Raw genomic sequence first — 23,730 nt, forward strand, 5'->3', positions numbered from 1 at the left:
CGTCTGTCTTTGACAGGCTTATATAGATGCGCCTAAAAATCACTTCCCTTCATGGTTCTTAGAACTCGAAAGAGTGCTTGACATTAGATAGCTGGTCTTCTGGATGTATATGCAAACAGGTGAGAACCCTGTCCTACATTTCGAGAGACAAAGAGTTGGCGATTGTGGCGGCGGGACGAATAACTATGATGTGTGGAAAATACGGTTTGTGGGGGCGGTGACGTGGCTGAAATGGACGTACGGATACGGTGTTTGAGGTCTGACGAGTCGGCGCCGATGGACTTGATGTTGTTGGCTGATCCGTCCGTGGATGTGATTGAGCGTTATCTATCGAGGAGTATCGTCTACGTGGCGGAGCGGGCACCGGACGATATCATCGGGGTTTGTGCGGTCTTACCAACGCGGCCCTGCACGATGGAGATTGTGAACGTTGCGGTTTCTGAGGCGTGGCAGCAGAGAGGGATTGGAGAACGGATGTTGCGTGCGGTGATGGAAGATGTGTGTCGGGCGCATCGGGTTTCGCGATTGGAGATTGCGACGGGGAACTCTAGTTTTTCGCAGTTGCGATTGTATCAGAAGCTCGGGTTTCGGATGTCGCACATTGAACACGACTTTTTTGTTCGGAATTATGTTGATGAGATATTCGAGAACGGCTTACAATGTCGAGATTTGGTTCATCTTTGGTTTGACGTTACGCCGTTTGTAGAGCCCCGCGGCGCTCGCTAAAAGGATGTCTCCATGGAACCGCCCTCTGCACAGATTGCAGAGGGCGGTGCTGTTTTAGGCCCACTTCTGGCACTTCAAAAACTTTTCGCAAATTTTTGCGCAGTGTAAGCTGATGCGACAGCAATTCTGCGATTCGGGATCAGGCAGGCGCATACATTCGTGCGCGCACATTTGGCAGACTTTTGCACAGTATCGGAGCGTGAGTTTGAGCATGGGGCTCCGCCGTGCAATTTGCCGAGTGGTCAATTGGCATACCTCGACGCAGTCTTGCAACATGGCAATTTGTCTTGCGCGCATATACGCATCCGGACGGCACATCAGCATGTGGAGCGTCCGTTCACATGTCAACATGCAGTCTTTGACTTGTTCACAGATGTTCGGACATTGGTGAATCGGGTGGACGGCGAAGAGGCCGGGATCGAACTCTAATTTCTCTTCTTCAAATTCGTATTCGTATTGCATATACATGAACTCAGTCTGTTGAGGCTGTGCCTTTGGCTGTGGTTTCGGTTGTGCGACAGGTGGCTTGTATGTGGGTTGAACGTGTTGCTTCATCGGTTTTTTCATGTGGTACATGGGAGATGGCTCAGACTCCACCTCCATCGATACTTGCATGTCTGGTGACGAAGGAGATTCCTCCCAAGGGACTTGTTTCTTTGGCGGCTGATGATAAGCTTTCTTCGGTTGGTGTATAGGCTTTTCCGGCTGTTCTGGTGGTTTTCCTTCACTGCGAAATTGCGACGTGAAATCGAAATCTTGCTCGTGGTAATTTTCGTTTGGCACCGTGTATCCTCCTTACGAGTCTTCATTCCACACCCAGTTAATGCAGGAACGACACCGCGTGTGCCCGCCCACAACGCGTTTGGGCAGAAGGACACTGAATTTGTGAAAAGTGTGCTAAACTGAACGAAGCCAATGTGGCAAGACCACATGAAAGAATGGTGAGAGAACATGCCGATTAAAATTCCAGACCATTTACCAGCGAAGCAAATCTTGCAGTCTGAGCACATTTTCGTAATGGGAGAACAACGGGCTTTTCAGCAGGACATCCGTCCGCTTCGTATATTGATTTTGAATCTAATGCCAATCAAAGAAGTGACCGAGACGCAATTGCTCCGCTTGCTCGGGAACTCCCCGCTGCAAGTGGAAGTGACCCTTTTGCGGATGCGCTCGCATGTGGCGAAAAATACCTCGGTAGAGCATCTGACTGAGTTTTATCAGACGTTTGAAGATGTTCAGAAGCAAGCATATGACGGCATGATTATCACCGGTGCACCGGTAGAGCATATGGATTTTGAAGAAGTGGGATACTGGGCGGAACTTTGTGACATTCTCGAGTGGACAAAAGAGTCGGTCACTTCAACGTTGCACATTTGTTGGGCGGCCCAAGCGGCTTTGTACTACCATTATCAGATTCCAAAGTATCCATTGCCTGAAAAACTGTTTGGTGTCTTTGAACATACAGTCAATATCCGATGTAATCTGACCCGCGGGTTTGACGACACGTTTTTTGTGCCCCATTCTCGACATACGGATGTGCGGAAGCAGGACATTGAAGCCGTCGGCGGTTTGGATATCTTGTCCGAGTCGGAAGAGGCTGGTGTGTTTCTGGTTGCTACTCCGGACGCTCGGCAGATTTTTGTAACCGGTCACGCAGAGTACGACGCGTTGACGTTGGCGGAAGAATATCAGCGCGACGTGGAGCGTGGACTTCCCGTTCCGCTTCCGAAAAATTACTATCCGAATGACGACACGACGCGCACGCCAAAGCATCAGTGGCGGTCACACGCCAATTTGTTGTTCGCAAACTGGCTCAACTATTGCGTGTATCAAGAGACGCCCTATGATTTGAGCGGTCGTATCAAACATTCGCTGTCGATTGGCTGAATTTTGGCAGCCCAGTCACCGCGCGATGTTTAGGTGATGAGGAACAAGGGGACAAGGAAGATAAGAAGGCTCGCGGTGTTTGTATCATTTGGTAGATACATGCGTCCGGTTCTTGCTATGGAGGGAGGATATATAGCGTATGGCGCACGAACATGCGCATCACCACCACGGGCCCAAAGATCACGGACACCATCATGACCACGGTGATATCCTTCATACACATGCCCCAGCTGGGAAAATGGGCAGGGCATTTGCACTGACTTGTGTCATTCTCGTTGTAGAGTTGGCTGGTGGTGCGATTTCTCACAGTTTGGCATTGATGTCGGATGCGGGGCACGTTTTGACAGACGTATTCGCCATCGGGCTGTCTTGGTTTGCGTTGCGGCAGTCCGTGAAGCCGGCCGATGAGAAGATGACGTTCGGTTACGCCAGGTGGGGAATCTTAGCGGCACTGCTCAACGGGTTGACGCTGATTGCCATTACATTGTGGATTTTGTGGGAGGCGTATCATCGGCTGGAGCACCCAAGCGCCGTTCATAGCCTGTGGATGTTTGTCAGTGCCGCGGTGGGGATTTGCATCAATTTGTATTTGGCTGCAGGGATGCGCGATGAAGAAAATTTGAACGTGCGCAGCGCAGTTTTGCACATGCTTGGCGACGCTGCAGCGTCCGCCGGCGTGATTGTGGCGGGTATCGTGATATTACTGACTCACTGGTATTTGGTTGATCCACTCTTGAGTATTGCGATTGCATTGTTCATTGCGTTTGGCGCTTGGCGCATCGTTCGCCAGACGATAAAGATTTTGATGGAGGCTACGCCTCAGACGATAGACTTTCGCGAGGTTGTCGGCAAACTCAAGGCAGTACCGGGGATTCATGATGTGCACGACGTGCACGTGTGGGCTATCACGAACGGTCAAAACGCACTGAGTTGTCACGCTGTGCTCGATGGAAATATGACGATACGCGAGAGTCAGCAGATTCTTCGTGACGCAGAACACTGTTTGGCCCACTTTGGTATTGGGCATGTCACGATTCAGATTGAAGATGGCAGTCATCCCCATGAAAATCGGGCGTTGTGTAAAGCAGCAGATCAGAGTGGTGAACATCATCATCACGAGCGCGATTAGAAACGGAGGTGGATTGTGTTGAATTTGTACCAGGAACCAGGGAGTTCTTCGGATGCGCCCTTTCCATGGCGTTATGTCGGAGCGTTTTTCATTTGTGTTGCGTTGACCGGGTTGGCGCTTTTAGTGGCGTTTGGGTTAGATCTTCCCGGTATGGTGATGGTCTTCATCGTTTTGGCCATGGCGCTGATTCAGGTGATTTTGCAGCTCACTTTACTATTGCACGCATCTTTTCGCGACGAGCGTTGGATGCGGGTGGCTGCGCTGGCGGGTGGCACATTTATTGCCATTGTCGTCATTGGCTTTACGTATCTGGTGATGACATTTAATTCGGGCGTATCTTGATGTTTTCGGAATATCTTGGCTGGCTATGGAGAGGACGGACTGGCATGAACCCTTCAATTCGGTTATTCGCTGGCCTGATTGCGGCGTTCATCGCCGGGGCAGTGACCAGATTACTTTCTGGAGATTCGACGGTTGCACTGACGATTGCAACCTGTGTATTTGTGTTTGGCGTGTTGAGCACGGGGCGAACCTATCTGCTGCAACGGCGGTTACTGCGGGGTGATTTGTACATTCAGCATGGTGCACCTGTACTAGCTGGCGTGATTGTCTCGGTCATCGTCCGAATTACACACTTTTAGCGTACAGGTTGGTGTACGCACTGAAATTTATTTGAATCATCAGATAAAATCGACCCTCTTCGACAAACATGTAACGAATTCGCCGATTGTTCGTCACATTTGTCAGGCATAATTCGTCGTATACTGTTGATCGTTGATTGCTCATTTAGGTGGAGGAGAACAATGACCAACGGGGACACCAGAACGACCAGTGTGATCGAATACTTGCGCAATAAAATGATATTGCGCGCACAGGCGACCGGCGATTTGTTGCACCAGGATGTCATTCAATTGAGTCAGCAGCTCGACCGATTTTTAGTTCAAGATCAGAGGCATCGCGCAGGGGCGGAGCCAGCGCCTCAGAGCGGTGAGTTTGCAACATCGTTGTGGCCACAGATTGCGGCGGGAAATGAACCGCGGTATCCGGTTTGGCTCTTGCGGCGGTGGTCGCGTCGGCATTTGCGGATGGTTGGCGGGCAGGGGTCAGTGAAGATGTACCAGCAGTCGACGCGTTGAGTTGACGCGGCTGTTTGGACAAGGTACGCTGACTACGTACATAGATTCTGCCGACGAAATAAGGATGTGACAGTCGACGTGCATTCGTATTGGTTTCACATTGGTGCGTTCCCCGTCCGGTCTTACAGTACAGTATTTGCCCTGGCTTTCCTGTTGGGCTTGGGGATAACCCTGTATTTTGCCAAGACCAAAGGGAACCCCGGAGATGCTGAGCACTGGTGGAGCCTCGGGCCTTTGTGTCTGGTAGGCGGCATTTTGGGTGCTCGGTTCTGGCAAGTGTTCTTCTTCGATTGGGGGTACTATTCGCAGTATCCCGGTCAAATTATTCAAATCTGGAATGGTGGATTGTCGATTCAGGGTGGCATCGTGGGCGCTCTGATTGCAGCCATCATTTACTTGGTGAAAAAGAAGTTGAGTTTTTTTCACTTTGCGGATATCGCGACGCCAGGTATTTTATTAGGACAGAGTATCGGGCGTGATGCGGATTTTATGAACGGAAGCGCATATGGTGCGCCGACGCATCAAAACTTTGGTGTGCTTTTTCCGACGGATACGTTGGCTAGACAGCAGTACGGCAATCAGCCGTTGTGGCCGGCGGTGATTTGGGAGGCACAGGTTGACATTGTTCTGATGGCTCTTTTGTTTGTCCTGCTGCAGCGGAAGAAGGGCTGGCCGAGGGGCTTTGCGTTTGTGTATTACCTCATCGTGTACAATATTTGTCGATTCTTCTTGGAAATGTTGCGCGGTGATTCGCCACGTGGCGTATTTGGCTGGGATGCGGCGCAATGGACGGCGTTGGCAACGGCACTCGTTGGGGTTATACTCACCATTTGGGTGTTTCGCAAGTCAAAGCAGAAGACACCGCTTGGGCTTTAACTGGATATGTGTGAAATGTTTGCGGAGTGCTTTTAGGTACTCCGTTTTTCATTTTGGTTATGACACTAAGGGCAGGAGGGGAACGAAGTGCATCGATTGGAAGTAGACATACCGGCGTCATTCGATTTTGCGTCTACTGTGCGCCGAAACATCTTTGGCATCGGGGATGTAAAAGTTTTAGGAACGGTCGAAGTACCCGTGGTCGTGCGGGCGTTTTGGATTGCAGACGAACCCATAGGCGTTCGCATTTACGTGGATAAACAAGCTGAAAAACTCATCGTGGAGACGGAAGATGCAAAAGCCACAAAGCACCTTCTTCCCCTCGTTCGCCATTGGTTAGATCTCGATACTGACTACGAAATGGCGATGTCATGGCTTTGCCAAGACCCTGTGTTGGAACCAGTCGTTCATGCCCTGCGTGGGCTGTACCTGCAGCGCGATGTCGATTCCTTCTGTTGTTTGGTGCGCATGATGATTGGTCAACAGGTCAACGTAGCGTTTGCAACGACGCTTACGAACAGATTGATTGAGCTCGTGGGGCGCAAAGTGGCGATTGGGTGTGAGACGTTGGCTGTATTCCCAAGGGCGGCAGATGTGGCGAGACTCTCGGTTGATACGTTGCGCAGCTTGCAGTTCAGCGAGCGCAAAGCGCAGTATATTGTGAATCTGGCGAAAATGGTGGTGGATGGGCAAATTGATTTGCGTGCGGACAAGCTCGATTGCCTGGAAGATGAAGAACTTATCGCTTATCTTGGTCAAATTCGAGGTGTCGGTCGCTGGAGTGCGCAGTGCTGTGCGCTATTTTCCCTTCAGCGTCCCGATATTTTTCCCGCACAAGATGTCGGGTTGTTGGATGCTATTGGGCGTTTGTATGGCGGTGTGAGACCCAGTATCGAACAGGCTGCAGACATGGCACAAGCCTGGAGCCCATATCGTAGCTACGCTGCACACGTACTGTGGTGCAGCCGAAGGCGGTTCGAGACAGGTATGAATCCGCCTCAATAAAAAACGGCAACGTGTTCGAGCACGCTGCCGACAAGCGGGGTATTTCTGTGCACACAAATGTTAGCATCTGGTACTAGACAAAGCAAGTGGTGGATGAATCTATAGTTTGTAAAAGATGGGTGTTCACACAACTGTCACAAACTCTGGGGGAGTCGTGCAAAATGGTACCCTCGTGCGCGAAGCGCGTCGATGATTTTTGGCAAAGCCTCTACGGTGTAGCGGCTGTTTGATACACCGTCGTGCATGAGAATCACGGCGCCTGGCTGAATTTGATCCATCACGTGATGAATAATTTTATCGGCGCTGTTCGCCTTCCAGTCTTCCGAATCGACTGTCCAAAGGATGACTGGATGACCTAGAGAAACGATTGACTTCGCCTCGTTATCTGTAATCAGTCCGCCTGGCGGCCGATAATACTTTGGATAGCTGCCAGTCACTTGGTGAATCGTCCCGTCGGTCCGTTTGACATCTTGGGCCACCCATGCTGCAGTTTTTTCTGGAAGAAAATCGTGCTGATACCCATGGTTGCCGATTTCGTGTCCCTCGACGACCAATCGTCTCGCGATAGTTGGGAACTCGCGCACCCGAAATCCCAGTACAAAAAATGTCGCGGGAACGTGTTTGGCGCTTAAGATGTCGAGAATTTGTGGGGTGTAACGTTTGCTTGGACCATCGTCAAACGTTAAGTAGACGGTTTTGTCGTGGCCAATTTGACGCAGCACCTGGGCATCAATGGTTTGTGTTGGGCCTAGGATGAAACCGACCATGACCAGGCTACACACGAACCCTAGAATGCATTTCCGCAAATCCATGCATCTCCTCAAAGTTCGCTGCATCGACAGTTCCCCCTTGAGTGATAAATATAATCGGTTGTGAGTTCATGATTACCTATTATTGATGAATCATGTGTGGGCGGTGCAATAAATTGCACGAGATCTGGCTGTACTTGGTTGTTTGGTTTACATCGTTTTCCATGCGCTAGGTGAGCGTATAAGCTACTCGGTGCTGACTCACAATATGGCTTGTCATCACCAATACCGATAAGGAGGAGTACACAATGGCAAACAACAACAACAACGACAAACTGATTCCACAAGCAGAGCAGGCTCTTAATCAGATGAAGTACGAAATTGCGTCGGAATTTGGCGTTCAGTTGGGTGCTGAAACAACTTCTCGTGAAAACGGTTCGGTTGGTGGAGAAATCACGAAGCGCTTGGTAGCTTTTGCTGAGCAATCGCTCTCTGGCCGCTAAGCTTCGCAGTTCGTGCAGGGCAAAGGGCCGTCACCGTGGGGTGACGGCCCTTTCTGGTGGAGACATGGTGGGTGGTTACAACAGTTCGACAAGTGCGTGGAGTGAGGAGATTTGGCCGTCTGGCGCGGGAGGGATAACATCCGCTGCCCGCCCCGTGCGGTTTAGCCAATAAGCTTTAAACCCAAAAGCTTTGGCGCCCGTTACATCCCAATGATTCCCTGAGACGTATACAATCTCCGCTTTCTCACACGCGAGTGTATCCAGCACCAATTGGTAGGCTGCGCGAGCAGGTTTGTATGTACGGATTGGTTCGGTGCTGAGAATATAGTCAAAATCGAACAGGATACCCTGTCTATCAGTCAGTGTCTGCAGTGCGCGAAACGTGCCGTTGGATAGCATGAGCAACTTGTGCTGTGCGCTTAGTGCTGCGAGTGTTGGCCGCACGTCGTCGAACAATGGCAGCGTTTGATGTGCGTGCAAGAGTTTTGGTACGGCGGTTTGTACCTGATTTTCGTCAAGGCCTGCGTCACACAGTGCGAATCGAAGTGCAGCTTCCGTTACTTTGTCAAAGTCCATAAAGCGGTTCATCAACACGCTGTTCCATGCATAGTCCAGTTGCTGGCGGCGCCACGACAAAGCAATTCGCTTTGCTTCGTGGGGCACGACGCCGGTGTACTCGGAAATCGGGTGAACTAAAGCGTCAATATCAAACAAGGTACCGTAAGAGTCGAATACGATAGCTGCCATTTTCACGCGCCCTTTCTTCTGACGACTTGATTACACGCCGCGTGCGGCTGGGTCCCAAATTACTTTGTGAATTTGCAGATTGAGTTTGACTCGTTTGAGACCCGCATGCAGTATTTTTTCGACGAGCTTATCTGGTGGCATCGTCTCCCAGACTGGACTGAACAACGCAGTCGCGCGCGGGCGATAACGCGACAGCACGTCGACAGCCGTCTCGAAGTCATCATCATTGGCGATGACAAACTTTAGTTCGTCCTGCGGCTCAAGGGCGGATAGATGATGGTCAACCATCTTGTCCATTTCGCCGCTGGCTGGCAGCTTATAGTCCACGATAAAACGAACCTTTTCTCGTAACTGCGCTTCTTTAGCGCGCAGTTCAGCAAATGGTCGGACGTCGATGGCGCCGTTTGTCTCAATATGAATATCCCGAATATGCTCCACGGCAGCGAGCGCCTCGATGAGAAACTGGGATTTGTGCCGATGAATGAGCGGTTCTCCGCCAGTGAGGCAGACGTTTTCCCAACCATACGCCGCAGCGCTTTGTGCGATGTCCGCGATGGTCGCCTCGAATTCGGGTTTTGCCGGTGCATAGCTGTATGGTGTATCGCACCAGGTGCATCGTAGGTTGCAGTGAAAGACGCGGACAAAGACCGTCGGGAATCCAGCCCGTGTGCCTTCGCCTTCGACCGTTTGAAAAATTTCCACCATGGGTAGGGTCAATGCAAATGGATTTGCGTCTTTGGCTTGGATATATGTTGGTCGCCAATCGTAGCTGCGCTTTGCAGTCATTGCCATATCGGTCATTCCATCCACGCTCGTTTCAGCGTGGCGTAACTCGTCGGGGTTTCGTACAAGACCAATTCTTCGAGACGAATGTCCTGCTCGGGTGTGGTTGCCTTCTGCAGTGCCGAGTCCAGTTGCTCCCATATCCAAACAATCATGTTTTCGGCTGATGTGTTCATCGGGGGGAGCACCTCGTTGAGATATTGGTGATCTAGTTTTTCTTCAATCGTCGTCTGATAAATTCGCTTTAAGTCTGCAAAGTCAATCACGAGACCAATTTCGTTGATGAAGCCACTTACCGTGATGACGAGTCGATAGGTATGTCCGTGCAGGTTTTTGCACTTTCCTTCATATAAATGTAAATGGTGCGCCGCATCAAAGGTGAATTCTTTGGTCAGCGCCACACGACGTCGATGGTAGGCAAGTTGACGCTCTGAGATGTCTTGGCCTAATTGTTGTAGCTGACTGGGGATTCGGTACACACCCACCGGTTTATCCCTCCTCGATTTTTTGAGAAGACATATTTGAGGAAACATAAAGGAAGCCCCAATGCTGGGGCCTCGTTTGTCGTTCATTATCTGATTTTGGAACTGCACAAAATCAATCACATCAACAAAACATTAAACGCGTTCCCGAGCGATTTCTTCGGGGGACAACCACTCGTCACCCCATGCTTGGACTGCCTCCATCACGGGTTCCAGAGCTTTGCCCTTCGCGGTTAGTTCGTACTCAATACGAACAGGGGTTTCCGGATATACGTTGCGAATCAAAATGCCAGCTCGTTCAAGTTCTTTGAAGCGCTCCGCGAGCATCCGGTCACTCATGTTTGGAATCATCTCGGATATATCTTTGAACCGCTTTGGGCCCTGCATGAGGACTCGGATAATGAGTCCTGTCCAGCGCTTTCCGAGTAATGCGAACGCCGACTCAAATTTAGGGCACAGCTGTTCATGGTTTCCCATGACCATCATCTCCTGTAGCCATTTTAACACACAATCCTCCATCCATGTGAACGGATATAGTAACTTTCTATATTTTTGTCATTTTTGTCGTGTTTGTTGCTGATTTCACCCGGCGCGCACATGCCTTGCCGTTGCATGACGCAATTCCATCTGTTACACCTAGAGTACCAGAAGCCCAATATCTATTCATGCCTGACGATATGGCTATCGTGCGCATGTCATTTAGGTGGGAAGATGAGGAGAAAAACTGTGTCATACCAACATTTTGATACATTTCAGCAGCATTTGCCCAGTGTTCAGCCAGTCGCAGGGGATGTGGCCGAACTCGCGCAGGATAGGCTTGATAATCTCACTAAACCACTTGGGAGCCTCGGTCAATTAGAACCCCTCATTTGTCGCATCGCGGCTATCCAGGCGCGAATGATTCCCGCGTTGATTCATCCGCACTTTCTCGTCTTTGCAGCTGATCACGGCGTGGCCATGGCACACGAGGTGTCTCGCTATGAGGCAAAGGTCACTGAGGAAATGACAGTAAATATTGCCATGGGTACATCGACGAGTGCGGTCCTGGCGCGACAATACGGTATGCCGGTTCGAATTGTCGACGTGGGGGTTGCGAGGTCTGTGCGGCACCCGCGCGTCATTGTCCGCAAAGTAGCGCATGGCACTGCAGATTTTACACAAGGTAAAGCGATGAACAGGCAAGAACTATGGCAGGCTCTGCAGGTGGGGATTGATGAAGTCAAAAGGGCCGTGGAGCACGGCTGCGATTGCATTCTTCTCGGTGAGATGGGGATTGGCAACACATCGGCGGCAAGCGCTCTTGCGGCCGTTTTGCTAAATCTGCCCGTTGCGGCGGTGGTCGGCGTGGGCACGGGTGTTGATGCGCAGAGACTGCGAAGGAAGCGCGAACTGATTGAACATGTCGTGCGTCGCTGGTACATGAATGAGGATGTACAATCACCAGATGGATGGGTTCGCTTAATGGAACAGTTTGGCGGCTTTGAGCTCGTCGCGATGGCAGGCGCCATGCTGGAAGCGGCTGCACATCGTATTCCGGTTGTGCTCGACGGATTACTTGCTGGTGTCAGTGCCTTGTGGGCAGTGAAATTACAGCCACATTTGGCAGATTATCTGATTGCCGGGCACCAATCGCCCGAGCCGGCGCATCGTGCCATCCTCGAAGCGCTCGGTTGTAATCCGCTGCTTCATCTTGAACTGCGCGTCGGCGAGGGAACGGGCGCATTGATGGCATGGCCCATCATCACCAGTGCGCTCGCGGTGATGGCTGAGACCGCCACATTCGCGGATGCCCGCGTGAGCAATCCACATGGGGTGCGAGTGGCAACCCAGGGTGGAACGGCGTCCAGCCCGCGTACAGTGAGCAATGTCGATGCTGCAGGCTATGCACGGCCGGTGGCTCGCGATTTTACACAGGCGGAAATTGACGCTGTCTATAAAGCGATTCTCGCGCGTCGGGATATTCGGGTGTTTTTGCCAGATAAATTGCCAGATGACGTCGTCGAGCGCATTTTGCAGGCGGGCCATCATGGGCCCTCAGTCGGTTATATGCAACCTTGGGATTTTATTGTGATCGAAGACAAGGAGACTTTGCGGGCGCTGCAGGCAGTTGTCGAGCGGGAGCGGATTCGCGCTGGCAAGGCGTATCCGGACGCGAAGCGCGACTACTATTTAAGGCTGAAAGTGGAAGGGTTGGTGGAGGCGCCGTTGACGATTTGTGTGACCAACGACGGGACGCGCGGTGGTCCGCACGTGCTCGGGCGCAACACCATTCCGGAGACGGATTTGATGTCCACTGCCTGTGCGATTCAGAACATGTGGCTCGCGGCGCGCGCTGAGGGCGTCGGCATGGGCTGGGTGAGCATCTACGAGAAGGCCGATGTGCGTGAGATTCTCGGCATCCCGGATAATGTTGATCCCGCCGCCCTCCTCACCCTTGGCTACACACCGCATTTTCCGGATATCCCGCTGCTTGAGCGCGTTGGCTGGGGAACGCGGCGAGATTTCGCGAAGGTGGTCTACACAAACCGCTGGGGGACGCAAAGGCGCAATTGACAATTAGGACGTTGCCGCATAGGATGAGTTACGAATTCAATGACTCGTCAGGTGCTCTACCGTTGGTAGAGAGAATAGGGAAACCGGTGCAAATCCGGTGCGGTCCCGCCACTGTATGCAGTGTATCGCCGTGATCCACTGTGGTTCTGCCATGGGAAGGAAGCGGACTTAAAGTTGCTGCGAGCCAGGAGACCTGCCTGAGAGTGTGCTTGAGCTAACCTTCGAGGAGAGGTTTGTTTGGCTATGACGGGTGTTTTTCGCCTGGTCATGACGGACAACTCGCCCAACAAGGCGAGTGTTTCTTTTTCTCGTCGGGACGCTCCATGATTGAGGAGGGTTCCATCCATGAAATATATAGTTCAGTATGCAGCCATGCTGGGTGCCGCGGCAACTGTGGCCGCGACGCTTAGTGGTTGTGGAACAACGGCACGTTCGAATAATCACCAAACGGCGGTCGCGACCAGTCAATCCAGTCAGACTCAGAAGACTGGTTTCCCGGTGACTTTGACCGACGATGCCGGTAAGAAAGTAACGGTTTCGGCCTTGCCGAAACACATTGTCTCTACGACCGAGGGAACGGATGAAATTCTCGTGTCTTTGGTGCCCAAGTCGCGCATTTCGCTGGTGACGAACCTTTCGAGTGATCCGACGTACTCCGATGTGGTCAACCAAGTGAAGGGCATTCCGCAGATGTCGCAGGTGGATGCGGAGAAGGTGCTCTCCGTTCAACCGGATTTGGTACTCATGGCATCTTATGTGAACGCGGGGGTCATTTCGCAGGTTCGCAACGCGGGTGTGCCAGTGTACGAATTTAACGATTTTACGTCGGTCGATAGTATCGAACACAACATTCGGGTCGTCGGTCAATTGGTAGGGGCTTCGGCGAAAGCGGACAAGCTGGTTCAAAATATGAACGAAAACATGCAAAAAATTGAGCAGGCGGTGAAGGGTCAAAAGAAACCGAAAGTGCTGGACTACAGTTCCTACGGTTATGCAGAAGGGCGGAACACGACGTTTAACGACGTGATTACTGTGGCCGGCGGTATCAACGCGGCGGCCAGCTTAAATGGCACGCAAAAGATATCGGATGAAGAAATTGTCAAGATGAACCCGGATGTCATTATTGATTCAGAAGAGGATCAGGCGTTTTTGAAAAAGCTGGCTTCGGATAAAGCGTTGCAGTCGGTCAGTGCCATTCGCAATCATCGCTTGTACGCGGTGCCCGATGCGGACTTGTCGAGTGTTTCCCAGTATGTCGTCAAAGGTATGGTTGATGTGGCGAAAGACATTCATCCAAACGTCAAACTGCCAGATATTCAGGTCATGAAATGAGCAGACGACGCGTGACGTGGACGTTTGTGGCGCTCGTTGTCGGAGTGGTCATTGCGTCCATCCTCGAAATTTGCATTGGCCCCATGGGGATTCCCATCCGTCAGATTGTCCCGGATACCATTGCGTACGTAACGGGGCAGCATAGTACGGACGCGCTGGTGGTTGGGGCGATTCGTTTGCCTCGACTATTGGTGGCGCTGTTGGTGGGCGCGGCGCTCGCGACGACCGGTGCAGTGCTGCAAGCTGTCTTCAAGAACCCAATGTCTGACCCAGGGGTCATTGGTGTCTCGAGCGGTAGCGCCATGGGTGCCATTCTAACGATTCAATTGGGAATCAGCGCGACCCGCTTGTGGGCGAGGCCAGTGGGGGCGTTTATCTGCGGCATCGGCGTCGTGGTGCTTATCTATCGGTTGGCGACCGTTCGTCAGCGGACGAACTTATATGCGTTGTTGTTGGCGGGTGTCGCTGTCAGTTCCCTCTGCAGTGCAATCATCACGTTGATTCTGTCGTTGTCGCCCTTGCAGACGATGGAGGAGATGCTGTTCTGGCTGATGGGGGGGCTTGACGGCAGCAGTTGGTCGGAGGTTCTGCTGTTGGCCGTGTTTGTCTTCGCGTCACTTGTCGTCTTTTTGATTATCGGATGGGCGCTGGATATCATGTTGACGGGAGAGGAGCACGCGGAAGGTGTGGGTGTTCCCGTCCAACGCATCAAGCAGTTGTCACTTGGTATTTGCGCATTATTGGTGGCTGTTTGCGTCAGCACTACCGGTGTCATCTCGTTTGTCGGTCTCATTGTGCCCCATCTGTTGCGTGGGTTCGTCGGATCGACCCACCGCTACTTGATTCCTGCCTCGGCCTTGGGCGGCGCTATTTTGCTGTCACTATCTGATCTCGTCGCGCGCATGGCGTTTTCACCTGTGGAACTGAATGTGGGGATTGTCACAGCGTGCCTTGGTGCACCATTCTTTTTGTATTTGTTGTTTCAGCGCCAGCGGGCCTGGCAAAGGAGCTGATGCGAGTGTCGTTGTTGAGGTTACGTGATGTGTCGCAACAGCCTATCTTAGAACCACTGACCGCCTCGTTTCAGGGGGGGCGCGTGGTCGGTCTCATCGGCCCAAATGGTGCAGGCAAATCGACGTTGTTAAAGACCATCGTCGGCTTGTTGCCAGCGACGGGTGGCGACGTACAGGTGGATGGCATTTCGTTAAAAAAGTTGTCTCCCCGTCAACGCGCGCGTTTTATTTCGTATCTGCCGCAGAGTATCGCCGAGGATATTCCGTATACGGTCGCCGAGTTTGTTCAAATGGGGCGCTACAGTCGCGCACCCATCTGGGCGAGCCGTACGACACATCATCGTCTGGCAGTGAAAGATGCGCTCGCCTTGATGGGGCTCACGGCGCTAGCCGAGGTGCCACTGCAGCACATTTCTGGCGGTGAGCGTCAGCGCGCGGGTATCGCCCGCTGTTTGGCACAGGAGAGCCCCGTTTTATTGCTTGACGAGCCCATTTCGAATTTGGATGTGTTTTATCAGCTGGATATTCTCACAGAGTTGCGCAAGTTGGCAGCCGCAGGGTATTTGATTGTCATCGCCATTCACCATCTTGAGTTCGCTTTGCGTTTCTGCGACGAGGTCGTTGTGCTCAAGGACGGTCGGCTTTACACGCACGGTTCGGTAGAAAGCGTATTTACGCGCGACATGCTCGCCGAGGTGTTTCGGGTGAATGCGCAGTTGTTTGTCGATCCGACGCATCACCACCCGCGCCTAAGCCTCGCCCCGCTCGGTGCGAATGACAGCACCAACACTGGAAAGTGAGCGATGTGAATGATTTATTTTGTCACAGGGGGCGCCCGCAGCGGTAAAAGCCGCTTTGCCGAGCAACTGGTGGCCAGAATGGCAGCGCCAGAACGAATCTGCTTTGTCGCGACTGGCGTCGTGACAGACGAGGAGATGCGTGCAAGGATTCAGCGGCACAAAATGACGCGGGATGGTCGATGGTCGACGATTGAAGAACCGCATGACGTAGCCCGCGTGATTCAGGAGCACGAGCGCACGTACACCGTATTCTTAATTGACTGTTTATCCCTCTTACTGAACAATTGGATGTTTGACCTAAATGTTGATGAGACCACGTTTCGTCGCAAATTGGCAGATCTGGTACACGCGCTGACGGTCGTTAATGCCGATTGTGTGATTGTCTCCAATGAGATTGGTCTTGGGTTGGTTCCAGCAGATGCGTTGAGTCGTCGTTATCGGGACTGGTTGGGTTGGTTTAATCAAGCAGTTGCCCAGGTGGCGGACAAGGTGTATTTTGTCGCGAGTGGTATTGCTGTTGATTTAAAACAATTACCGGGTGCACAGGTCGTGCAGGAGCATTTTGTAGACGACTGAATGGACGGATGGTGGCGACCTGGGAGTGGGGGAACAAGAATGTGGCGGTGTTTTGTACTTGCGTGGCAGTTTTTTACCATCCTTCCGGCACCCGTTGTCGATGAGCCGACGGATGATGAGTTGCGCAAGAGCGCTTATTACTTACCCGTCATTGGCTTGGGGCTTGGGGCTATCTTTGGGCTTTGCCGGTGGGGGCTCGGGTTGGTCATGCCGCTGCCCGCTGCGACGTTTGTGGCGTTGACGGTATATACGCTGACAACCGGTGCGTTGCATGTGGATGGGTTGATGGATACTGCGGACGCCATTGGCAGTCGCAAACCGCGCGAAGAAGCACTGGCCATTATGAAGGACAGCCGGGTGGGCGCCATGGGGGCCATTGCTGCGGTTTTGTTGCTTGGCGGAAAGTGGTTGGCCGTCTCCGAACTGCCAGAATCATCTGTCGGCATCATCGTGTTGACATCTGTTCTCAGTCGTTTGGCGATGCTGTTTGCGATGTACTTGGCGCCTGCCGCGAGGCCTGGTGGTCTGGGTGCGATATTCGCAAAGCGCGTACACCTTTTGCCTGTCGTCTTGTGGAGCGCTGTTGTCGTGCTCTGTTCGGCCATTTTTTTGCCCATTGTCCAAGTTGTGGCCATGACCGTTGCCTGTGGTCTTGTCACGATGGTGGCGACGCGCGCGTTTTCTCGGCGTTTTGGTGGGATGACAGGTGATACCTACGGGGCGCTGGCGGAGCTAACCGAATGGGTGCTCTACTTTGTCGCCCTCGCCGTCATTCGCTAGGTCATTCATGAAGTCATTCGCATAGATGCGTTGTATCTCCCCAGCGTAAGATCTGCCACCCTTCGTCTGTAAGTTGAATGACGGACAAACTCGCGTGTGGGGGTTGGTTCTTACGAAAGTGGCCAAGCGGCTGACCTTCTAACATGGATTTCCAGAGGCCGAGGAGTGCGCCGTGTGTGACCATGCACAACCTGTTTGCGCGGCTGTTTGCGGCATCGTCGAGTGTCGCCGCAATGCGCGTGACCGCCTGTGACCAGCGTTCGCCATTTGGAAAACAGAAATCTGGCGTGTTGTGGTCGAGGGCGATGTCAAACTCGGTTTTGTAATCACGATACGCGGTAAACGAAGACACGCCGTCGACGACACCGAGATGGACTTCCATGAGTCGGTTGTCCACGGCGAGCATCGCCCTTTTGTGGGCGGTGGCGATGCGTTGGGCCGTCTGTTTCGCCCGCAATAGGGGACTTGTGATGACGACGTCAAAATCCATTCCAATCAGAGCATCGGCGATTTGTTGTGCGCATTTCTGGCCGCGGGCATGCAGAGGTGGATTGGTATGCCCCAGCATCACATGCGTGTCGTTTTCCAGGGTTGGCGCGTGCCGGATGAGTACAATCGTTTTGCTCGTCATTACCCGTCTCTGCCTACCCTTCCGTACTCGCCAAGAACATGCAGCAAGTTGTGAATGGTCACCGAATGTAACCAAAGCCGACCAGGACCTGTCAGTCGAATCATGTATAATCCGTCGTTACCAAAGAGCATGTTGGAAATCCCTTGTATCCGCTGTACGCGGTAGTCGATATCTGCTGTGAAGGCGGCGATGTGCCCGGGGTGAACTAAAATACTTTCCCCTCGCGCCAAATCCTGGTGGACTACTTCGCCATCCACAGAGATAAAGCCTGTACCGTCCCCCTCCAAGTATGTAAAGATGAGCCCATTTCCACCGAGAAACCGACCGATGTTCAACGTCGCTTCGACGCCGAAGTCGACAGACGCCTCGGCGCAGAGAAATGCATGCCGTTGCACGATGACTCGTCCATATTGATGGAGGGCAATGGCGACAATATGACCTGGCATGCGGGTGGTAAATCGCACAATTTCTTCATTGTGTGGTGCGTGAAAGTAGTTGAGTACAAGGCTATTGCCGCTCAATGCACGGCGGATGATGCCACCAAGGCCCCCTGGTGCGCGCGTCGACATCTCCATGCCGGGCGTCATACTAATGAGACATCCGGTTTCGGAGAAGACGCTATCGCCCGGGTGCAATGTTACTTCTAACGTCTGCATCGTGCTTCCGTGAATTTGGTATTCCATCGACCATCGCTCCTTCACCACGCGGCGCATCATCTCGTATTGAATCTGTTGCGGCAGATGTCATAGAGATGCTTTTATCCTATCATGGATTCTTCGAAATACATCACCAGACATTATCATTAAGGGGAACACGACGGGGACAAGAGTTTCTGTGTAATGAAAATTCCCCCATCAAGCGATGGGGGTAAATGGGTAGTTAGACCGTGACTGTGATAGTCGGCGCCGATATCGTAGGTTCAGCTGTAATTTCTGAAGTTGTATTTGAAAAGTCAGAAACCTCCAATACGACGGGCGTGCCGGCAGTGATGCCGGTCGTTGCCAATACCAAACTGTCGGTAGAGAGCGTGGACAATCCACTTTGCTGCAGAACGCCGTTGACGTAGACGTTGAAAAATCCATCAGTCGGTGGACTGGGTAGCGTTGTCACCGCGTTACCGGCGTCATCCGTAAAGCTTGCAGCAGGAATTGTCGTGTCTGTCGTGCCAATCATGTCGGCGGATACAGGCGCATGAAATCGAGTGACCACTGGGCTGACCGTGGTGGTTACCGTACCACCCGTGGCTGTGGGTGCGTCTGATACAGCGGCGACGTATAATTTGATGAGGTATGCGGCCATTTAATCACCCCCTTTCGCCGTACAGCAGCAAAGCTTGATGAACTGTATGACAATCGGGGTTCCTGCAGGTGGGAGGTCGCAGGTACGCAAGCGAAACCGGTTCCGGTGAACCGTATAGTTTGCGTCTGGTTGCAAGACCCCATTGATAAAGACACTAACCATATCACAGTGCTTCGCGGATAAAATTTGGTTGTATCCAGCGAGCCCATCGTCATTTGTATAAATTCGTTTTTGGTTTTGAGCCGTTGCAATATATAGTGTCACCACTGCCTGAATACGGTGGCTGTCGCGTTTCTTTTTGGTCGATTTTCGCCGATGTCGACACTGGTTTGTACAGGTTCGATTTCTACGGAAGGTGTGCGCGTTCACCTACATCAACTCCACTTGTAGTCAATGTCGATGTGGCGGATTTTGTCTGTTGCAGATGCCCTGGTCAATGCCCAGATCAGGCTTTTTGCGATTGTCGCGAACCACTGGCCATGCGTTTGAGGCGTGAAACGGTACCCGCGAGCAACGGTAAACCGACGCCAATTACCGGTGCTATCCATAGGTAATAGGTTCCAAGAAAGTGATATAGTTCTTCGCGGGAAGACGACATAAAACTCATGCTGACGGCGACGCAAATCAGGGTGACCGGGATGAGAAACGTCGTGTTTTTCTTAGCCCCCACTAGTTGAGATACACCTTTCACTGCTGCGAACAAGAACAAAGCGATTCGAAAAAAACTACCAATTGTCCACAGTAGAACCCCGACGATGTCCAGGCGCTCAATAATATTGCTGATACGGATGTATTGGATCTCTGTATAGGTGGGGAATGATAGGTTTTTTGCCAATGTTTCTCCAAACACCATCACCGGTCCTGTGACAGGCGATATAAACAACAGTAGTAGGACAAGTACCAAGAGCATGGATTGTTTGGCGAGTCGTTCGGGATGTTTGGCGTGCTCCGCAATCATGCCAAAGCCCACGAGTTCAGATATCATGGCGATAAAGACAGCGGTTCCCTGCCCGATGGACAACAGGCTTTCATTGAAAACAGGGTAAATTTGCGTAAAGTCTTTGTCAGGGGTGGATAACAGGCTGGCCGCGATGCCAAAGAGCATCATGAGTGGCAACAACAATTGCATAGTTCGCCCCATCACCTCGATGCCGGAGTGGACGACCCATGCGGCTATCACAAACTCGGCAAACAAAAATACACCAGGCGGCGTGGTTGGATAGATAACGCCCATAAAGTCTTCGACCACTTTGACAGTTAGCGCAGCAATGGTGATGAAGAACAAGACGTAGACGACGCCCACAAAACGCCCCACCCATTTGCCGAACACGGTGATGGCGTGTTCAATCACCGATTCGTCTTGTCCAATCCCAAGTTTTAAATGAATCCACTGAATCAGAATGCCGAGAAGACAACCAAGCATTAGTGAAATCCAGGCGTTTCGCCCAGCGAATAGGATGGCTAGGTGGACATATACGAAGTGTCCGTAGGCCGTACTGCTGGCGATAACGATGATGAAAATTTGCATGTTGGAAAGGGTGACTTTCACCTTTGATGGATGATTCATGACGTTAACCACGCACGCATTGGTTGGATAGGTCCTTGAATCAGATCAAGGGGGGTAGGGAGCCACGGCGCCAACAAATAGGTGGCTGTACCGAAGAAACCGAGTGTAAACAGGGTTCCGTAAAGCATACGTTCTTTGCGGTTTCCCTCCGTTTTAAGCATTTGATAATCCATCTTGAGGGCAAGGGTCAAGATGATGGCTAAACATAAAATTTTGGCAAACATGTGTGATTCCCCTCTCGTGATTGAATCGGTGCGGTTAATGCCGGATTGGCGGCCCTGTCAAACCGCTGTTGCGGATTTGCACATCGACTTCGATGTTGACAGGTGTTTGTCGATAGACCTCGTGCCAGTCATTTTGAATAGTCTTCCAGATGGTCGGATAGCGTTTGTCAATTTGGTCGCCGAATCCTAAGGGATCTGCATCGTAAGTATGTTGCAGCGTGTTCATGGCGGACTGAATTTGCCCAGTTAGTTTTTCGATTAAAGCTTTCCGCAATTTGTTGACGTTTTCGGGGCTGTTTAAATTCGCGGGCGTTCCGTTTTCCGCCACGTCGTATTCGGTGAATACGTGAATCGCAATTTTAGGTTTGCCATGCGCGATTTCAATGGAACGCTTGGTTCGAATCGTGAGCATTCGAGCCGTCAAGTGCCCTGGCACACCTGGGATAGTCACCGTCGTGTCGGTACGGTGGATTCGGCCATATATCCACAAAAATCCGTCCAGTGTGTCGCCGTCGAGCCAACCGACGAGCTTGTCCTGCCGGAAGACGGCGATGTGTGTGAGCGCAAAAGAATGGTTCATCGCTTCACCATCCTGTGGTGAAGGTTGGATTTTTTCAATGCCCATCACGAACGTGTCTCCTTTAGACACCATCCGTTGGATGAATGTCTTTGCGTCTACCTCTGGTAAGGAACCTTGTTGTTCGATTTCTGCAATTGCATCGGCTGGCAACCTGTTGAGTGCATATGGCACTTGAAGAATGGTCTCTGCAGTATCGTGGTACGCGACGACCACGTACGTTCGAAGGCGCGATTGGGGGTTGCGAATCACTTCGTCGACGAGATCATAGACGCCATGTTTCGCGTAACTTTCGCCCAACACAATGACGCGGCGCTGACCCAGAAATAATTTGCGGGACAATCGCTTCCGGATGATGTCCATTGGCTGAAGGATGTCATCGCCCGTAGCTTGCTCGAGCAAAAACGCATCTTGACTACCTGTCTTTGTCGCTGGCGCCCCGCCGCCGTTCGAGCCCATTTCGCTGGCCCGTGCAATCTGTAGGGTTTCTAACACTTTTGGTGGTGCAGATGACATTTCATCTTGAGGCATCAGATCAATGCCTGACGCCGATACAATGGCCAGCCGGTCAATTTCGGTGGCGTCCCAGCAGCCTGTGCACATCAGGCAACTGGCGAGTACGGCGATATAACAGAACGCGCGCGGAATCTTGACCCTCAAATTCATCAGAACTACGACCTCGCACGGTGGCGGCTGGGAAGTCGTCGGCTTTTCCGCGTGGCGTTGGACTCACGACGTGGGTTTGCCTTGCCACTCTCTGCGGGTCGTTGCTGCATAGCCCAACGTGGTGCACGAACGATTGCGTCTTTCATGTCCCGCCAATGAAATGGGATGACAGGTGATAAATAGGGGATGCCCGCTGAGCGCAGAGAACTGAGATGAATAATGACGGCTAGCGTTGTCACGACAATGCCAAATAACCCGAGTGTACCTGCCAAGAGAATCATCGGGAACCGCAACATTCGAAGCGTGATGGCCAAGTTGTAGCGTGGAATGACGAACGAACCGATACCTGTAATCGAAACGACAATGACCATGGGTGCCGAGACGATACCAGCTTGAACTGCGGCTTGCCCGATGACGAGCGCACCGACGATGCTGATAGCGGAGCCCACCGTCTTTGGCAGGCGCACACCTGCTTCGCGCAGCGCTTCAAAGGTAATTTCCATGATCAGCGCTTCAACGACTGCGGGAAACGGTGTGACTTCGCGTGCTGCCGCGATGGAGAGCAGTGCTTTGGTTGGCAGCATCTCTTGGTGAAACGTCGTAATCGCCACGTACAGGGATGGCAGGTACAAGTTAATAAATAAAAAGATAAATCGCAGCGCGCGAATGGCGTTTGCAATCATATAGCGCTCGTAGTAATCCTCAGACGCCTGCATTAATCCCCAAAAGTTAATCGGTAAAATGAGCGCGAATGGGGAGCCGTTTGCAAGAATCGCCACTTTCCCTTCGAGCAGTTGGGATACGACGACATCCGGGCGCTCGGTGTTCTGGATTTGTGGAAATGGCGAGTGCGGACTATCTTCAATTAATTCTTCAATATATCCCGAGTCAATAATGCCGTCGATATTAATCCGCTTCAGTCTGGACCGAATCTCGTCAACGAGATTTGACGAGGCAATATCACTGATGTAGCATAGTGCGACCGTGGTTTTGGTATATCGACCTAGATCAAAACTTTCGATGCAGAATGCCGTTGAACGGAGACGGGTTCGAAGCAGAGCGAGACTGGTTTCAATATTTTCGTTAAACCCTTGTCGCGGGCCACGAATGACAGCTTCTGTATTCGGTTCTTCAACTGCCCTGTCCGGCGATTTCGCGGCGCTGACCGCTAGGCCCACTGGTTCGTCTTCGACGAGCAGCAGCACGTTCGTTTCCTCAATAACCATCTGGATAGCTTCTTGTAGAGTCGTCACTTGTTTTGCGCCGGCGATATGGACGTATTCTTCAACAAGTACGCCGAGCGGTAGCCTGTGCGAGAGTTCCAGCACGCGGTCAACTGCGTGATTTGGCTGTGCCAATGGGCGGAGGAGATTGTCATCGATTTCAGTTTTGTCTGTCAGTCCTTGGATATAAATAATGGCTGCAGGGCGGCCGTCAAAGATACGAAATTCGCGAAAATGGATGTCCGACGCGTTGGCGAAAATCGATTTGAGGTATGTTAGGTTTACATCGAGTCGTTCTGACAGGCGCATGGGAGAACTGTCGCCTGATTGGGCTTCGCTAGGTGGTTGTGGGGCACGTAATATCGCCCCCTTGGCACTCAGTTTTATGGTCGTGCGTTTACGCGACGCCATCAGAACTTCACCTCGCATCCGGATTACATGTTACTTTTATGGATACCCATAATAT

General features: G+C 52.0%; 29 protein-coding genes and 1 riboswitch. Of the genes, 15 read left to right on the forward strand and 14 right to left on the reverse strand.

The annotated features are described in order from the left end of the window. Positions 1–231 precede the first annotated feature (231 nt). Positions 232–726 (forward strand): GNAT family N-acetyltransferase, encoded by a 495-nt coding sequence (locus J3482_RS15820; protein WP_206922709.1) that lies wholly within the window; start codon positions 232–234, stop codon positions 724–726. A gap of 54 nt (positions 727–780) precedes the next feature. Here the strand turns inward: J3482_RS15820 and J3482_RS15825 are convergent, their stop codons facing one another. Continuing rightward, positions 781–1,509 (reverse strand): four-helix bundle copper-binding protein, encoded by a 729-nt coding sequence (locus J3482_RS15825; protein WP_206922693.1) that lies wholly within the window; start codon positions 1,507–1,509, stop codon positions 781–783. 168 nt (positions 1,510–1,677) lie between these two features. On the opposite strand from J3482_RS15825, the gene metA reads away from it, so the two are divergent. The 7 genes from metA (at position 1,678) to J3482_RS15860 (ending at position 6,759) form a co-directional block, all read left to right on the forward strand. Next, positions 1,678–2,613: a homoserine O-acetyltransferase MetA gene (gene metA / locus J3482_RS15830; RefSeq protein WP_206922694.1), complete on the forward strand. Its 936-nt coding sequence runs from the start codon at positions 1,678–1,680 to the stop codon at positions 2,611–2,613. Positions 2,614–2,752: 139 nt separating this feature from the next. Further along, on the forward strand, positions 2,753–3,742 hold the full coding sequence (locus J3482_RS15835) for a cation diffusion facilitator family transporter (RefSeq protein ID WP_206922695.1): 990 nt from the start codon (positions 2,753–2,755) through the stop codon (positions 3,740–3,742). Positions 3,743–3,760: 18 nt separating this feature from the next. Next, the gene (locus J3482_RS15840; protein WP_206922696.1) at positions 3,761–4,084 is read left to right on the forward strand and encodes a cytochrome C oxidase subunit IV family protein; all 324 of its coding nucleotides are present in this window, start codon (positions 3,761–3,763) and stop codon (positions 4,082–4,084) included. Positions 4,085–4,128: 44 nt separating this feature from the next. Beyond that, a complete protein-coding gene (locus J3482_RS15845; protein WP_206917250.1) occupies positions 4,129–4,383 on the forward strand; it encodes a hypothetical protein in 255 nt (84 codons plus the stop codon). 162 nt (positions 4,384–4,545) lie between these two features. Then, positions 4,546–4,878 (forward strand): aspartyl-phosphate phosphatase Spo0E family protein, encoded by a 333-nt coding sequence (locus J3482_RS15850; RefSeq protein ID WP_206917253.1) that lies wholly within the window; start codon positions 4,546–4,548, stop codon positions 4,876–4,878. Between the two features lie 78 nt (positions 4,879–4,956). Continuing rightward, positions 4,957–5,754: a prolipoprotein diacylglyceryl transferase gene (gene lgt, locus J3482_RS15855; protein ID WP_206922697.1), complete on the forward strand. Its 798-nt coding sequence runs from the start codon at positions 4,957–4,959 to the stop codon at positions 5,752–5,754. Between the two features lie 87 nt (positions 5,755–5,841). After that, entirely contained in the window at positions 5,842–6,759 is a 918-nt protein-coding gene (locus tag J3482_RS15860; RefSeq protein ID WP_206917256.1) for a DNA-3-methyladenine glycosylase family protein, read from the forward strand. A gap of 134 nt (positions 6,760–6,893) precedes the next feature. Here the strand turns inward: J3482_RS15860 and J3482_RS15865 are convergent, their stop codons facing one another. Beyond that, positions 6,894–7,565 (reverse strand): polysaccharide deacetylase family protein, encoded by a 672-nt coding sequence (locus tag J3482_RS15865; protein WP_206917258.1) that lies wholly within the window; start codon positions 7,563–7,565, stop codon positions 6,894–6,896. A gap of 251 nt (positions 7,566–7,816) precedes the next feature. On the opposite strand from J3482_RS15865, the gene J3482_RS15870 reads away from it, so the two are divergent. Continuing rightward, the gene (locus tag J3482_RS15870) at positions 7,817–8,011 is read left to right on the forward strand and encodes an alpha/beta-type small acid-soluble spore protein (protein ID WP_021297755.1); all 195 of its coding nucleotides are present in this window, start codon (positions 7,817–7,819) and stop codon (positions 8,009–8,011) included. 75 nt (positions 8,012–8,086) lie between these two features. On the opposite strand, the gene J3482_RS15875 is transcribed toward J3482_RS15870, so the two are convergent. The 4 genes from J3482_RS15875 to J3482_RS15890 form a co-directional block, all read right to left on the reverse strand. Further along, positions 8,087–8,758, reverse strand: a complete 672-nt coding sequence (locus tag J3482_RS15875; protein ID WP_236018299.1) for a haloacid dehalogenase type II — start codon at positions 8,756–8,758, stop codon at positions 8,087–8,089. A gap of 30 nt (positions 8,759–8,788) precedes the next feature. Beyond that, positions 8,789–9,550 (reverse strand): 7-carboxy-7-deazaguanine synthase QueE, encoded by a 762-nt coding sequence (locus J3482_RS15880; RefSeq protein ID WP_438938575.1) that lies wholly within the window; start codon positions 9,548–9,550, stop codon positions 8,789–8,791. Between the two features lie 5 nt (positions 9,551–9,555). Continuing rightward, positions 9,556–10,026: a 6-carboxytetrahydropterin synthase QueD gene (gene queD / locus J3482_RS15885; protein ID WP_328702255.1), complete on the reverse strand. Its 471-nt coding sequence runs from the start codon at positions 10,024–10,026 to the stop codon at positions 9,556–9,558. Positions 10,027–10,158: 132 nt separating this feature from the next. After that, positions 10,159–10,500: a winged helix-turn-helix transcriptional regulator gene (locus J3482_RS15890; protein WP_206917274.1), complete on the reverse strand. Its 342-nt coding sequence runs from the start codon at positions 10,498–10,500 to the stop codon at positions 10,159–10,161. Positions 10,501–10,749: 249 nt separating this feature from the next. Here J3482_RS15890 and cobT point away from each other — a divergent pair, with 249 nt between their 5' ends. The 6 genes from cobT to cobS all read left to right on the forward strand — a co-directional run bounded on the left by cobT (position 10,750) and on the right by cobS (position 17,077). Next, a complete protein-coding gene (cobT, locus tag J3482_RS21605; RefSeq protein WP_328702724.1) occupies positions 10,750–12,576 on the forward strand; it encodes a nicotinate-nucleotide--dimethylbenzimidazole phosphoribosyltransferase in 1,827 nt (608 codons plus the stop codon). Positions 12,577–12,608: 32 nt separating this feature from the next. Further along, positions 12,609–12,791: riboswitch (cobalamin riboswitch) on the forward strand. A 130-nt stretch (positions 12,792–12,921) separates the two neighbouring features. Further along, positions 12,922–13,908 carry an ABC transporter substrate-binding protein gene (locus J3482_RS15900; protein ID WP_223204281.1) on the forward strand — a complete coding sequence of 329 codons (987 nt, stop codon included), beginning with the start codon at positions 12,922–12,924 and terminating at the stop codon, positions 13,906–13,908. Between the two features lie 11 nt (positions 13,909–13,919). Next, on the forward strand, positions 13,920–14,921 hold the full coding sequence (locus tag J3482_RS15905) for a FecCD family ABC transporter permease (protein WP_328702725.1): 1,002 nt from the start codon (positions 13,920–13,922) through the stop codon (positions 14,919–14,921). Next, positions 14,921–15,721 (forward strand): ABC transporter ATP-binding protein, encoded by an 801-nt coding sequence (locus tag J3482_RS15910; RefSeq protein WP_223204280.1) that lies wholly within the window; start codon positions 14,921–14,923, stop codon positions 15,719–15,721. Before J3482_RS15905 ends, J3482_RS15910 begins: the two co-directional genes overlap by 1 nt. 9 nt (positions 15,722–15,730) lie before the next feature. Next, complete coding sequence (gene cobU, locus J3482_RS15915) at positions 15,731–16,297, forward strand: bifunctional adenosylcobinamide kinase/adenosylcobinamide-phosphate guanylyltransferase (RefSeq protein WP_146824447.1); 567 nt, start codon at positions 15,731–15,733, stop codon at positions 16,295–16,297. Between the two features lie 39 nt (positions 16,298–16,336). Next, positions 16,337–17,077, forward strand: coding sequence for an adenosylcobinamide-GDP ribazoletransferase (gene cobS, locus J3482_RS15920; RefSeq protein ID WP_188332365.1), 741 nt, complete (start codon positions 16,337–16,339; stop codon positions 17,075–17,077). A 13-nt stretch (positions 17,078–17,090) separates the two neighbouring features. Here cobS and J3482_RS15925 read toward each other — a convergent pair whose 3' ends face one another. The 8 genes from J3482_RS15925 to J3482_RS15960 all read right to left on the reverse strand — a co-directional run bounded on the left by J3482_RS15925 (position 17,091) and on the right by J3482_RS15960 (position 23,675). Continuing rightward, complete coding sequence (locus J3482_RS15925; protein ID WP_021297744.1) at positions 17,091–17,708, reverse strand: histidine phosphatase family protein; 618 nt, start codon at positions 17,706–17,708, stop codon at positions 17,091–17,093. Further along, positions 17,708–18,391, reverse strand: coding sequence for a TIGR00266 family protein (locus tag J3482_RS15930; protein ID WP_206922700.1), 684 nt, complete (start codon positions 18,389–18,391; stop codon positions 17,708–17,710). Before J3482_RS15930 ends, J3482_RS15925 begins: the two co-directional genes overlap by 1 nt. Positions 18,392–18,587: 196 nt before the next feature. Then, on the reverse strand, positions 18,588–19,007 hold the full coding sequence (locus J3482_RS15935) for a DUF4183 domain-containing protein (protein WP_206917289.1): 420 nt from the start codon (positions 19,005–19,007) through the stop codon (positions 18,588–18,590). Then, positions 19,008–19,376 (reverse strand): DUF4183 domain-containing protein, encoded by a 369-nt coding sequence (locus J3482_RS21875; RefSeq protein WP_206917291.1) that lies wholly within the window; start codon positions 19,374–19,376, stop codon positions 19,008–19,010. Between the two features lie 76 nt (positions 19,377–19,452). Then, positions 19,453–20,574, reverse strand: coding sequence for a GerAB/ArcD/ProY family transporter (locus tag J3482_RS15945; RefSeq protein WP_206922701.1), 1,122 nt, complete (start codon positions 20,572–20,574; stop codon positions 19,453–19,455). Continuing rightward, the gene (locus J3482_RS15950) at positions 20,571–20,798 is read right to left on the reverse strand and encodes a hypothetical protein (protein WP_206922702.1); all 228 of its coding nucleotides are present in this window, start codon (positions 20,796–20,798) and stop codon (positions 20,571–20,573) included. Before J3482_RS15950 ends, J3482_RS15945 begins: the two co-directional genes overlap by 4 nt. Positions 20,799–20,832: 34 nt before the next feature. Then, a complete protein-coding gene (locus tag J3482_RS15955; RefSeq protein WP_206922703.1) occupies positions 20,833–22,041 on the reverse strand; it encodes a Ger(x)C family spore germination protein in 1,209 nt (402 codons plus the stop codon). A 5-nt stretch (positions 22,042–22,046) separates the two neighbouring features. Beyond that, a complete protein-coding gene (locus tag J3482_RS15960; protein ID WP_236018296.1) occupies positions 22,047–23,675 on the reverse strand; it encodes a spore germination protein in 1,629 nt (542 codons plus the stop codon). Positions 23,676–23,730: the final 55 nt, after the last annotated feature.

Origin of the sequence: Alicyclobacillus suci (assembly GCF_017329615.1) — a bacterium.
GTDB classification, from domain to species: domain Bacteria; phylum Bacillota; class Bacilli; order Alicyclobacillales; family Alicyclobacillaceae; genus Alicyclobacillus; species Alicyclobacillus suci.

What these genes read in the sequence shown, in the direction of transcription:
- J3482_RS15820 (WP_206922709.1), top strand. Translation starts at nt 232, where the DNA reads ATGGACGTACGGATACGGTGTTTGAGGTCTGACGAGTCGGCGCCGATG.
- metA (WP_206922694.1), top strand. Translation starts at nt 1,678, where the DNA reads ATGCCGATTAAAATTCCAGACCATTTACCAGCGAAGCAAATCTTGCAG.
- J3482_RS15835 (WP_206922695.1), top strand. Translation starts at nt 2,753, where the DNA reads ATGGCGCACGAACATGCGCATCACCACCACGGGCCCAAAGATCACGGA.
- J3482_RS15845 (WP_206917250.1), top strand. Translation starts at nt 4,129, where the DNA reads ATGAACCCTTCAATTCGGTTATTCGCTGGCCTGATTGCGGCGTTCATC.
- J3482_RS15850 (WP_206917253.1), top strand. Translation starts at nt 4,546, where the DNA reads ATGACCAACGGGGACACCAGAACGACCAGTGTGATCGAATACTTGCGC.
- J3482_RS15870 (WP_021297755.1), top strand. Translation starts at nt 7,817, where the DNA reads ATGGCAAACAACAACAACAACGACAAACTGATTCCACAAGCAGAGCAG.
- J3482_RS15875 (WP_236018299.1), bottom strand. Translation starts at nt 8,758, where the DNA reads ATGGCAGCTATCGTATTCGACTCTTACGGTACCTTGTTTGATATTGAC.
- J3482_RS15880 (WP_438938575.1), bottom strand. Translation starts at nt 9,550, where the DNA reads ATGGCAATGACTGCAAAGCGCAGCTACGATTGGCGACCAACATATATC.
- J3482_RS15890 (WP_206917274.1), bottom strand. Translation starts at nt 10,500, where the DNA reads ATGGGAAACCATGAACAGCTGTGCCCTAAATTTGAGTCGGCGTTCGCA.
- J3482_RS15900 (WP_223204281.1), top strand. Translation starts at nt 12,922, where the DNA reads ATGAAATATATAGTTCAGTATGCAGCCATGCTGGGTGCCGCGGCAACT.
- J3482_RS15910 (WP_223204280.1), top strand. Translation starts at nt 14,921, where the DNA reads ATGCGAGTGTCGTTGTTGAGGTTACGTGATGTGTCGCAACAGCCTATC.
- cobU (WP_146824447.1), top strand. Translation starts at nt 15,731, where the DNA reads ATGATTTATTTTGTCACAGGGGGCGCCCGCAGCGGTAAAAGCCGCTTT.
- cobS (WP_188332365.1), top strand. Translation starts at nt 16,337, where the DNA reads ATGTGGCGGTGTTTTGTACTTGCGTGGCAGTTTTTTACCATCCTTCCG.
- J3482_RS15925 (WP_021297744.1), bottom strand. Translation starts at nt 17,708, where the DNA reads ATGACGAGCAAAACGATTGTACTCATCCGGCACGCGCCAACCCTGGAA.
- J3482_RS15930 (WP_206922700.1), bottom strand. Translation starts at nt 18,391, where the DNA reads ATGGAATACCAAATTCACGGAAGCACGATGCAGACGTTAGAAGTAACA.
- J3482_RS15935 (WP_206917289.1), bottom strand. Translation starts at nt 19,007, where the DNA reads ATGGCCGCATACCTCATCAAATTATACGTCGCCGCTGTATCAGACGCA.
- J3482_RS15945 (WP_206922701.1), bottom strand. Translation starts at nt 20,574, where the DNA reads ATGAATCATCCATCAAAGGTGAAAGTCACCCTTTCCAACATGCAAATT.
- J3482_RS15950 (WP_206922702.1), bottom strand. Translation starts at nt 20,798, where the DNA reads ATGTTTGCCAAAATTTTATGTTTAGCCATCATCTTGACCCTTGCCCTC.
- J3482_RS15955 (WP_206922703.1), bottom strand. Translation starts at nt 22,041, where the DNA reads ATGAATTTGAGGGTCAAGATTCCGCGCGCGTTCTGTTATATCGCCGTA.
- J3482_RS15960 (WP_236018296.1), bottom strand. Translation starts at nt 23,675, where the DNA reads ATGGCGTCGCGTAAACGCACGACCATAAAACTGAGTGCCAAGGGGGCG.